The following is an 11,529-nucleotide window of genomic DNA, read 5'->3' as shown; positions in this document are numbered from 1 at the left end:
TCAACGGGTTCATCAACAGGTGTAATTGAAATGACGAGGGTTGACTGAACCGTATCTGTACCATCAGTCACGCTGTAAATCACTGGAGGAACCGCACCGTCATAATTGGGCGCGGGGGTGAAGGTGAAACTACCGTCCGCATTAACGACCAAGGTGCCGATACCATCAATCGTGATGCTGGTGCCTACCGTGACACTGAGATTGTCCCCCCAGCTGAAGCTGACCACTGTTGCTGCATTCGGACCATCTGGATTGGTTGTATTAGTCAGTAAATTTCCATTCAACACGCCATCTTCGGGAACGGTCAGTTGCTCTCCTTCATCGGCCAATTCGTTGACCAGCAATGGCTCTACGAATTGTTGGGTGTCGACAACGGGTTCAGCCTGATAGGTGGTGTCAAAACCGGCTGCAGCAATCGTGGCATCTCCAATCCGATCGATAGTGACAAAACCACCATTACCACTGGTTCCCGCAACACCACCGATCCCGCCACCACCCGCAGCAGGTGCTCCACCGGCAGCTGACGCCTCAAAGTTTTGCGTCGGGTCTACCCCTTGCAAGATTGATTGTTGCAAAGCCGCGATATCTGAAGGTAATCCCGTGCCTGCTTCTGCTGTTTGTTGCGGCCCTGATGCTGGAACATCGGGAGCTGTTGCATCGGGCGATGCAGGAGAGGGGGTGTCATCGTAGGGCATCAAAACCAATTTGGCGTCGTCAGCAATGTTAAGCTTGGCCCCAGGTTGCAGAATTTCACCTTTTTGTAGCGGCCGACTACTGCCATCCGCCAATACAATTTCCACTTTGCCTTCAATGGCCGAGACTACAACGGTCTTGTCGATGATTTGGGTACGCATATCCATTGCTCCAAGGTGACAGATCCTGATGCATACAACATAGAAGCTATCTGTGACCCTTACCGTTGCAAAAATTTATATGGACAGCATGTCAAACTGAAGGTGATTGCATTAAATCGAACGGATTGTTTTTCTCTATACATTTCACATGGTTGATCAATGCCCATACGAGACACTGACTTCCAAATGCTACTATAAACAGGCTTGTTCCTTCATCCATTTCAATAAAAAAGGCCCCAATGGGGCCTTTTAATTGACTCATTTGTCATTTTTCAGGACAAGGGAAAGGCTGGGTGGACGAATCCCTGATATCCATCGATATGCAATTGGGACAACACCTCAACCTGCTCCTGATCTTCGACCCGGGTCGCAATGGTGAGCACCCCGGCGTTATGAGCGGCACGGCATACAGCCGCCAGGAAGGATGTATCCGCCCCGGGCTCCATCACTTGACTGGTATAACCGTGATCCACCTTGACATAAGCTGGTGCCAGCTCTTCAAGATAGCCCAGAGACTGGAAGTGGCGACCATAGTGATCCACCCCCCACCCGAAGCCATGTTCACGCAAGACATTCACAAAAGCGGTGACTTGTTCTTTGTGTTTCACGATCGCCGCTTCCGGAATTTCAAATAGCAGACGCTCCTGAAAATCATCATGGCTGGCCAGGAAGGTAGGCAACCACCCTAAAAATACCTCTGAACACAGAGCGCCTGCGGTGATATTGATGGCCAACGTCAGCTCGGGTTCACGCTGCAACAATGCTGTGCTGGCATCAAGAATGGCCTTGTCAAACTCACTCCCCATCTGAAACTGTTCAATGGCCGGCATGAACTGTCCGGCGAAATAGTCATTTCCATCGCGGGAAATGGAAGCAAACAACTCGGCATGCAAACGAGCACCATCATCAAAACGACAAGCGGGTTGTGCCTTAAAACGCCAAAGTTGATTGGCAATGGCATCTTGCACCAGATCTCGCCATGCCAAGCGTCCCATCATGCCCTGACTGTTTCCTCCTTCCATCACGACTGCTCCGCGCCGCTCATTGCGTGCCTTGCCCAAAGCATTGTCAGCTTTGGTCAGCAAGGCGGAGAGATCATCATTACCATCCCGGCCAGCAATACCAATCACAGAAAGAGGCTTGCCTTCATCCATGGGATTGACGACCAGATCCGCAATACGGGTATTAATCAGCTGGGCCAGCTCTTTAAGTTGAGCAAGATCGTTGGTTGGACAAAGCAAGGCGTATTCTGTCGCAGAAATGCGGGCCACTGCAGCCCCACTCCACCCTTGCAGTTGCTCCTGCAGCACTTGGGCAATCGACTTGACCATATTGTCTCGGGCGGCAAAACCCTCTTCCCGATAAATATCTTCAAGAATGTCGACTGCAACCAGCATCACACCACCCTGCCCCGCTTCGGCAATCCAGGCATTTACCTGCCCGACAAAATAGGCCCGATTACCCAGACCCGAAACGGCATCGACATAAACACGCTCACGCAATTTCTCAGCTTCATCGGCTTGCTCTTTAAATTGCACAGCCAGCTTGCCGGACAAAATATTGATCGCTTGCACCACCTGTTTCAATTCATAGGTTTTTGGCTCGGGGATGGCATGACCAAAATGGTGCAGCTCAATTTCAACTGCCTGCTCACAAATCTGCTTAAGCGGCTTCAGCAGGAAATTGAGGGCTCGCATCAGCAGGATGGTCGTAATCAAGAAGCCAACCACAAACCAGGTCGCCAGCTCGCTCATCCCGACCCAAAGCTCGTGATAAGCCTGTCCTGGATGGCCAACCACCTTGAGTTTGCCCAGTTGCAGCCAGCCAGACGTCAAAATTGACTCATTGGATACTTCCGGAAACAGCCCCAATTCGATAAACCAGTCAGGAACCCCCTGGATCTGACTGGTGTTCTCCTCTTCAATCACATCTTTGGACGCAAGCAGATCCAGGCGAACCAGGCGATAATAACCACCATCAAAAATGGCCCGGATCACTGACTCAGCACCCACCTTGTCCCCGTTTTCCAGATAAGGTGTCAATGCCAGTCCCAATGAAGTCGCGGTGTTGATCACCGTAGTTTCCTGCTGCTGTGCAAGATATGATCGCGTTGAATTGAACTGTACCCAGTAGGTAGCCGCGAATAGCAATCCAAACAGCAGCAGCATGGTTGCCAATAACTGTCGATAGAGCGTCATAGGTTAGTCATCCAAATTCATCACAGGCCGAGCCAATCGCCCCGATGTCATGCGATTGCGTAGATCATTCCATAATCCCAAGCGAGATGATTGCCCGGCCAGTTCACCCTGACCACGTGCTTTCATCAACCACAAGTGACTACCGTTAAAACTGTAAATAGGGACCAGATCCCGTCGTTGCGTTGCCGGACGAATGGAGCCAATCAGGTTGTCCAATATAACCGGTACTGATGCAGGGGTTTCATAATACGCAACGACCATGTGGAATTGGTTATAATCGAGTGCCTTGACATATACCATCCGCATTTTCTCATCTGGAATACCCAATTCAAGCAAGGTCGAATATTTTGCGATGCTGAAATCTTCGCAGTCGCCTCCGGATGCCCCCAGAAACTCCAGTGGTGTTGCCCAGTAATCCTTTTTGCGCCACAACTTGCTATCGTCGATAAAACGCATCTGGTTAAAAAACTGATTCACCTTTTCCAGCTTCTGCCGCTCGGATAAGCCGGCTGTGCGGTTCTGCTCGACCAGAGTACGCCAGGTCGTCACCCTTTTCCCGGCCCGTCCCCCATAGGTTTGTTCAGCACGTTTGACCAGTTGGATGTCTTCCTGGCTCAACGGTTGGCTGGCAGATAAAAGAAGGGAAATGGGAAGAAGCCATAGCAACAAGACATAGCGCAGAGCACGACTCACATATCGGCTGACAAGGGGCAGGACACCAGAGTGATCGCCAGATAGACACTTGAAGGTCTCATCGTTCATCTGCTGCATCGTGGGTGGAGAACTCCTGAACAACACGGCCAGTTTTGGTTTGGGCAGGGTAGCCGCATAGGTACGGCCACCCCGCCGACGCTATTTTTCTGCGCTGAGAAAAGAGCGCTAGCTTATTGTTGCTTGGCTTGCCATTCAGTCGGCTGTTTGAAATTGAATGCATTAAGCAGGCTGCCAGTCGCATTCAGGATGCGATAATCTGCCAGCAATGCATCATATTCTGCCGTGATATAGCTGCGGCGAGCTTCAAACAGTTCGTTCTCGGTGTTCAGCACATCCAGCAAGGTACGTTGACCCAGACCAAATTGCTTTTTGTATGCCTGAACAGTGTCGTAGCTCGCGTCCACATGCTCTTTCAAAAAGGTCTTCTGCTTGGTCAATGAATCCTTGGCGTTCCATGCCAAACGGGTGCCCTCTTCTACCTGGCGAAAAGCATTCAGGTGAATGTCTTTCGCCTGGGAATAGAGTGCCGAGGTCGCATTGCTTTCAGCGACATCAGAGCCGCCACGAAACAGGTTGTAACGCATTCGAACCATGGCAGTAAGATCATCGTTGCGACCTTTCACCCCATCGATGTCTTCGTTCCAGTTTTGATCAACCTCAAAGGTAACATTGGGATAGAAGCCGGATTTGGCACCTTCATGCTGGTATTTGGCCGCCTCGATATCCTGCAGGGAAGAGAGCAGGGTTGGATGCACTTCGGTCGCTACCTTGAGGGCATTGTCCAGACTGGCTGGCAGCAATTCGGCATTGGGCACTGGCTGCACCAAATCTTTTGGTACCTCGTTGACGACGCGGATAAATTCACTTTCCGCATCACGGTAGTTGTTCTCGGCAGCAGCCTGGTTGGCGTATGCACGAGCAACACGGCCATCGATCTGGGTCTGGTCAGCTGTTGAGCCCAAGCCCGAGTCCGTCCGTTTCTGGATATCGCTGCGGATCTGTTCATGAGTCTCGAGGTTTTGTCTGGAGAGCTCCAGGATCTCCTGCTGGCGCAGCATGTTGAGGTATACCTCGGCTACCCGCAGGGCGGTATTCTCGGCTTCGGAGATCATTGCCAGACGTTGGGCATTGGCTTCTGCCTCGGTTCTGGAGACGTTGTTGCTGACATCGAACCCGTCAAACAACATCTGACGCAAGCTGATCCCTGCTTCTTTACGCGTCATGGAGTCATCGCTATTCGGATTGAGCCTGGTCGAGGGGCTATCCGTTTTTTCATAACCTACGCCACCACGCAAATCGATTGTCGGATAATAGCCTCCCTTGGCACCATCGTGTTGATAGAGACGCGCCTGATAAAGATCAAACGCTTCTTTAATCTTGGGGTGAGTGGAAAGTGCCAGTCCTACCGACTCCTCCAGCGTTTGGGCTTGTCCCAACGCAGGCAGCAGAGTGGCGCCACTAACCAGCATGGCAACAATCGTTTTTTTCATGTTATCTCCAGTCATGTTTTGTTTTCTGATTGTTGGCTTATCGTTCTCGAAGTGCAGACTGTTTGGCCCGCAATATAGGCTTAAGTAGATAGTCTAGAACACTTTTCTTGCCAGTAATGATATCCGCACTAGCTAACATACCGGGGATGATGGGGTAATCCCCCCATTTTTAGGGGCATTCAAAAGTAGAGGTCATGCGGCCTGTGCCAGACGCTGTTTCGGCGTGTAGCCACCCAGCGCCATATTGGGCCGCTCATGGTTATAAACCCACAGCCAGTTCGTGGCAAACTCCTGTAGTTCATTCAGTGACTCAAACAGGTAATGGCCCAGCCAGTCGTAGCGCACCGTGCGGTTAAACCGTTCGATGTAGGCATTCTGCTGCGGATTTCCTGGCTGGATATAGCCCAGGGTTATCCCCTCCTGTTTCGCCCATCGCTTGAGCTCTTCGCTGATGTATTCCGGGCCATTGTCACATCGGATAATGGCGGGCTTACCTCGCCACGTGATCACCTGCTCCAGCGCCCGTTTGACTCGTGAGGCGGGTAAGGAGAAATCCACCTCGATGCACAGCGCTTCACGATTGAAGTCATCGATCACATTAAACAGCCGCACCGAGCGGCCATCGCTGAGCTGGTCATGCATAAAGTCCATCGACCAGCACTGATTAGGCTGGTCGGGAACCGCCAACGGCTCTGGCTTAGCCCGAACCAACCGTTTCCTGGGTTTTATCCGCAGATTGAGCTCCAGCGCCCGATAGATCCGGTATACCCGTTTGTGATTCCAGCCAAAGCCTTGGACGTTGCGCAGGTACAAAAAGCATAACCCGAAGCCCCAGTTGCGCTGGCTGGCCGTGATACGTAGCAGCCAATCGGCAATTTCCTGGTTTTCATCGACCAGCACGGGCTGATAGCGATAGCAGCTTTCACTGACCTTGAAGATCCGGCAAGCCAGACGGATGGATATGGCGTAGTGAGTCACGGCTTTGGTCGCCATCTCCCGGCGGGCAGATGGCGTTACCACTTTTTTGCCATGGCCTCGGTGATGATCTCTGCCTTGAGGCGCTCCTCGGCGTACATCTTCTTGAGGCGGCGGTTTTCGTCCTCCAGCTCCTTGAGTCGAGCCATGAGGGAGGCATCCATCCCCCCGAATTTGGAACGCCACTTGTAGAAGGTGGTCGTGCTGATGCCATGCTCGCGGCAGAGCTCCGGGACGGGAGCTCCAGCCTCAGCTTGTTTGAGGATGGCGATGATCTGGGTATCGCTAAAGCGTGATGTTTTCATGTAGAACCTCCTGCGTTCAAGGTACGGGAAAATTCTACTTATGAGCACCCTGGTTTTTCGGGGGGATTACCATGGGAAGTGCGTTTAGCTCATCCCCCAAGTAACTTTTTTCAGTTCGCACGCGAACCAGGTAGAAGGAATTCCCCTCCTCATCCTGGATGGAGTCCGCACTTATTTGTTCAACCTTACCATGCAATCCCCCGTAAATGGTGAAATCATATGCGGTGATCTTGACCACGGCATTCAGCCCCGGACGTAGAAATGCGATGTCTTTCGGGGAAATCTTGGCCTCGACCAGCAGGGTATCTTCCAAGGGGACGATTTCCATCAGATCCATCCCTGGCTGGACCACACCACCCAGTGTATTGATCTTGAGCTTTTTAATAGTGCCTTTAAGAGGGGCAATCACGCTGGTTCTGTCCACCCTGTCGCGCAGGCCGACCTGCCCTTCTGACAACTGACCCAACTGGCCCTGTTTCTCGTTAAGCTCGGTTTGCGAGTCGGCCCTGAATTTGAGCGCGATATCATTGCGTTTGAAAATGGTCTCACGCAGCACCGAATTAAGCTTGGGGATCAGCAGTCGGTTACTCTCCAGCTCCCCTTGCATATCATTCACTTGCCGCTCCAATTTGATGAGTTCCACCTGCGGTACTATCCCCTCTTTTGCCAGAGGGCGACTGATGTTCAGCTCCTGCCTGGCCAGATCCACACTACGGTTCACGGTGCGGATCTTGGCATTGAGCTCGATCAGCTCCTGCTCTTTCTGCTCGATTTGTTGACCAAGAATGTAGAGCTGATTTTTCAGGTTGTTGAGACGCGCCTTTTGCACGGATCGCTCTCGGTTCGCATATTCGACGAAGACCTTCTCATAACCCTCGGGAAACTGGATCGGCACCTCTGTCACCGTCACCTGATCACGCCACCCCAGTGCGGGATCGTTTTTCACCTCGACGCTGGCCATCTCGGCACGCAGTCTCGCCACATCCCCTTTCAGGGTGACCAGCTCTTTTTCCCGCTCCCGAAAATCGGAACGAAAACGGGTGTCGTCGATACGCAGCAGAGGCTGCCCCTTCTCAACGATGTCCCCTTCCTTGACGAAGATCTCCTTGACGATCCCCCCTTCCAGGTTCTGGATCACCTGCAATTGACGGGAAGGGATGACCTTGCCCTGCCCAACCGTCACTTCATCCAGTTCGGCCCACGACGCCCAGACGATAGCGCTCATGAAGAACAGGAAACAACACCACAGCAAGATCCTCGCCCGGGTAGGGGTTGTAAGCAGTACCGCCGCAGCGCCGTCGTCAACAAACTCCAGGTGTTCGGGGGATGGCAACACCTCGCCAGAGGGGGATTTTCTGGTGCCTTTCACCCTGTCCATCAATCCCTTAACCATGGGAGACCTCCTGCACACGGACCTTGCCTTCTTTAAGCCGCTGCAAGATGACCTCCTTGGGACCATCGGCAACAATCTGCCCCTGTTCGATCACAATCACCCGACTGGCCACATCCAGCATGGAGGTCTTGTGGGTGATCAGGATGAGAGTCGTTTCCGGCCCCAGTCTGGCCAGTTCCTGTTTGACCTGCATCTCGGACTGGTTGTCCATGTTGGAAGTAGGTTCATCCATCACCAGAATGGGAGGATCATTGAGCAGCGCACGAGCCAGCAAGATCGCCTGACGCTGACCCCCTGACAACTGGCGTCCCCCCTCCCCAATCTGGCGATCCAGCCCGTTGGGATCCCGATTGGTGAAGTTGGTCACCCCTGCCCGCTTGGCGGCTCGCAATACCCGCACGTCGTCCACCAGCGGGTTGCCCAGCATGATGTTGTCCCTTACCGAGCCAAAAAAGAGAACCACGTCCTGGGGCACGCAACCGATATTGCGGCGAATAACCGAAGGAGGCAGTTGATCCAGCTCGAATCCGTCGAGACGAACCGAGCCATCAGTGGGCCGATAGAGCCCCATCAACAGCTTCTCCAGCGTGGTCTTGCCTGCCCCGATCCGGCCGATAATGGCGACCTTCTCACCAGGCTGAATGCGTAAATTGATATTGTGCAGGGTGCTGGTTTCCATCCCGGGATATTTGAAGGAAACATTGTCAAACTCGATCCGCCCCGAGATGACAGGATGGTGAATATACTGTTTGCCCTCATCCTGCTCACCGGGGGTTTGCATGATCTTTTCGAGTATCTCCAGCGCAGATTTTGCCTGGTTATAGCGGGTAGAGAGCACGGAGAGCTGCACCATGGGGGCGATGGCGCGACTGGAGAGCATCACGGCGGCAATCATGCCCCCCATGGTGACCAGCCCCTCGGAAATTTGATATACGCCAACGATCACCAGCCCCACGGTCACCATCTGCTGGATATAGCTGGCAAGGGACGACATGGCGTTGGTGATGCGTCGGGTCTGCACGCCCCAGGTAGAGATGTGGGACACTGCCTGCTCCCAACGATGCTGGAACATGCTCTCGGCGCCGAAGATCTTGACGGTTTCCAGCCCGGAGATGCTCTCGATCAGATTGGCGTTTTTCTGGGAAGCGAGGCGCGACCCCTCTTCAATGGATTGCTTGAGAGGCCCCTGGATATAGAAGCTGTATGCGATCAGGATCAGGATGGCGACGATGGGGACCACCACCATGACGCCGGCAAACACCCAGATGATGAAGAGGAAGAATATCGCAAAGGGGAGATCGATAAGGGTCGATACCGTGGCGGAGGTAAAGAAATCCCGCACCGACTCGAACTCCTGCAGATGTTTGGCAAATGCCCCGGTAGAGGCTGGGCGGGACTCCATCCGCATCCCCATCACCTTGGCGAAAATCTTTGCTGACAGCAGCACATCTGATTTTTTGCCCGCAATATCGATGAAGTAGCTGCGCAGCTGGCGCATCACAAAGTCAAAGGTAAAGACCACCATGGCCCCGACAGCCAGCACCCAGAGCGAATCAAACGCCAGGTTGGGCACTATCTTGTCATAGACGTTCATGGTGAACAGCGGACTGGCCACCGCAAACAGGTTGATGAGGATGGAAGCGACCAGCACATCGCGATAGATGCCGCGCGATTCGAACAAGGTACTCCAGAACCAGTGCCCGTTGCGGGTTTCCAGCACCTTGGGAGAGCGGTCATCAAACTTGAACTGCTTTTTCACATAGAAAAGGCGGCCAAGATATTCATCCCCCAGCTGGGGCGTCGATACCCACTGTGCCGCATCCCCTGCCTGCGGGAAGATGACGCGCCCCTGACTTCTGTCGTCATTCCACTCCAGCAAGATACAGGCACTGCCATTTTGCATCTGCAACACGCAGGGCAACAGCAGGGGGGGGATCTCTTCGAGGGGTTGGATGACCTCGCGAGCAGAGAGGCCACCCCGTTCGGCCGCACGGCTAAACAGGGCGGTGGTCAGACGACCGGATACCAGTGGAAGTCCGTTCGTCAGGGCATCCTGACTATTGGGCACACCATAGAAGCGGGTCAGAAAGACCAGACATTCCAACAGTTCATCGATACGACTAGTTTCTGCTTGCATAGCATCCTGTCACGGCATAAATGAGGTCGGTACGAAACGTATCTGTTCGTATTCCCCGGCATAGCGACTCAAAGAGAACACCACGATACCATCAGGATGTCGGCTCAGCAGACCAAGGCTGACATCAATGACCCTCCTCCGATGACCGCACTCCTAAATAAGGTGCGGCTCAGCCCTCCCCCTTCATGGTGCATCACAGCAGACAGAGGGGATGGATATCTATGACTGGCTACACATCATGACGGGATGAAACCGGACTTGTTTGATAGCGTTTGTTCTCACGGCGCATCACTATAATAGCCTGACGATGACAAAACTATAGTTAAAAAATACAAACTTTTTTATATAACCGTCTGTTTTACTAAGAAATATTAATTTCGAACTCAATTATGGGACGCAAAGTGTAAAGGGACGTCCCAGCGCCTGCCCTTGCGGGCCACTCTTCTCCAATGCCTTGGCGATGTCCGCCATGGCCGTCCAGCGGTTCTCGCACCAGGCCGGCGCCAGCAGGGTCGGCCGGCGGGCCGAAGCCGAGATGCGGTGATAAACCACCTCGGGGGGCGTGTGCTGGATCATGGCGACCGCCGCCTCCACATATTGCTCCAGAGTCAGCACCTCCAGCCTTCCGGCCTGCCATGCCTTGCCAAGGGTACTGCCCTGCACCACGTGGAGCGGATGCAGCTTGATCCCCTCCACCCCCGTCTCCACGATGCGATGCAGGGTATCCAGACTGTCCATCGGCACCTCGCCGGGCAAGCCGACGATAAGGTGGGCACACACCTTGATCCCCCGCTGATGGGCCCGTGTAACCGCATCGACATAGGCAGCATAGCCGTGCCCCCGATTGATGCGCTGCAAGGTCTTGTCGTTGGCGCTCTGCAGTCCCAACTCCAGCCACACCTCGTAACCACGGGCCTGATAGCCTGCCAGCAGATCCAGCACTGCATCCGGCACGCAGTCGGGCCGGGTACCGACGCACAATCCAACCATGTCGCTGACCGACAAGGCCTCTTCATACATCCGCTGCAGGTACTCCACCTCCGCGTAGGTGCTGGTATAGGCCTGAAAATAAGCGAGATAGCGCTTGGCTCGGGTCACTTCATCCCGGCGGGCCAGCAGCTGCTGCACGACGGAGAGCTGCTGAGCCGACTCGTCGGCAAACGAGGAGACATTGCAAAATGTGCAACCGCCACGCCCCAGAGTGCCGTCCCGGTTGGGACAGGTAAAAGCACCGTGGATGGAGAGCTTGTGGATCTTCTGACCGTGGCGCTGTTTGAGATCCTGACCGAATGTATTGACGAGTTCGTGTAACTGCATGGCTCCTCCGCTAAAGGAGCGCCATTGTACGAGTTTGCGCAAAACCGGCGCTGCGCTGGATCAAGGGAAGGTAAGAGCAAGAAAACATATAAATATTCACTCTTTGTCGGATAAATATATGAAACAACCCGCTTACCGACGCTTTT

At 53.6% G+C, this 11,529-nt stretch carries 7 protein-coding genes and 3 pseudogenes; 1 reads left to right on the top strand and 9 read right to left on the bottom strand.

What is annotated here, in order from left to right; translation table 11 throughout:
• Nucleotides 1–35 precede the first annotated feature (35 nt).
• Nucleotides 36–287, bottom strand: a pseudogene (locus I6L37_RS22095) (cadherin-like domain-containing protein); the annotation flags it as partial.
• A gap of 21 nt (nucleotides 288–308) precedes the next feature.
• Here I6L37_RS22095 and I6L37_RS22090 point away from each other — a divergent pair.
• Nucleotides 309–524: a hypothetical protein gene (locus tag I6L37_RS22090; RefSeq protein ID WP_254203580.1), complete on the top strand. Its 216-nt coding sequence runs from the start codon at nucleotides 309–311 to the stop codon at nucleotides 522–524.
• Here the strand turns inward: I6L37_RS22090 and I6L37_RS22085 are convergent.
• From I6L37_RS22085 to I6L37_RS13375, 8 genes and pseudogenes are all read right to left on the bottom strand, one after another.
• A pseudogene (locus I6L37_RS22085) lies at nucleotides 447–854 on the bottom strand (retention module-containing protein); the annotation flags it as partial. The gene I6L37_RS22090 and the pseudogene I6L37_RS22085 overlap by 78 nt on opposite strands.
• Nucleotides 855–1,126: 272 nt before the next feature.
• On the bottom strand, nucleotides 1,127–3,052 hold the full coding sequence (locus I6L37_RS13405) for an EAL domain-containing protein (protein WP_216992105.1): 1,926 nt from the start codon (nucleotides 3,050–3,052) through the stop codon (nucleotides 1,127–1,129).
• A gap of 3 nt (nucleotides 3,053–3,055) precedes the next feature.
• A complete protein-coding gene (locus I6L37_RS13400) occupies nucleotides 3,056–3,823 on the bottom strand; it encodes a transglutaminase-like cysteine peptidase (protein ID WP_254203489.1) in 768 nt (255 codons plus the stop codon).
• 113 nt (nucleotides 3,824–3,936) lie between these two features.
• Nucleotides 3,937–5,256 (bottom strand): TolC family outer membrane protein, encoded by a 1,320-nt coding sequence (locus I6L37_RS13395; RefSeq protein WP_042071778.1) that lies wholly within the window; start codon nucleotides 5,254–5,256, stop codon nucleotides 3,937–3,939.
• Between the two features lie 192 nt (nucleotides 5,257–5,448).
• Nucleotides 5,449–6,536 (bottom strand): IS3-like element ISKpn10 family transposase gene (locus tag I6L37_RS13390; RefSeq protein ID WP_099368947.1). Its coding sequence is split into 2 segments (ribosomal slippage): nucleotides 5,449–6,284 and nucleotides 6,284–6,536, totalling 1,089 coding nucleotides; the frame shifts between segments, so codons are not numbered across the junction.
• Nucleotides 6,537–6,606: 70 nt separating this feature from the next.
• Nucleotides 6,607–7,929, bottom strand: a pseudogene (locus I6L37_RS13385) (HlyD family type I secretion periplasmic adaptor subunit); the annotation flags it as partial.
• A complete protein-coding gene (locus I6L37_RS13380) occupies nucleotides 7,922–10,066 on the bottom strand; it encodes a type I secretion system permease/ATPase (protein ID WP_216992104.1) in 2,145 nt (714 codons plus the stop codon). The gene I6L37_RS13380 and the pseudogene I6L37_RS13385, both read right to left, overlap by 8 nt.
• 387 nt (nucleotides 10,067–10,453) lie before the next feature.
• Nucleotides 10,454–11,383 carry a TIGR01212 family radical SAM protein gene (locus I6L37_RS13375; RefSeq protein WP_042028790.1) on the bottom strand — a complete coding sequence of 310 codons (930 nt, stop codon included), beginning with the start codon at nucleotides 11,381–11,383 and terminating at the stop codon, nucleotides 10,454–10,456.
• Nucleotides 11,384–11,529 lie beyond the last annotated feature (146 nt).

It is taken from the genome of Aeromonas sp. FDAARGOS 1407, assembly GCF_019048725.1.
Taxonomy (GTDB): domain Bacteria; phylum Pseudomonadota; class Gammaproteobacteria; order Enterobacterales; family Aeromonadaceae; genus Aeromonas; species Aeromonas enteropelogenes.
This window is presented reverse-complemented; position numbering and strand designations above follow the sequence as displayed.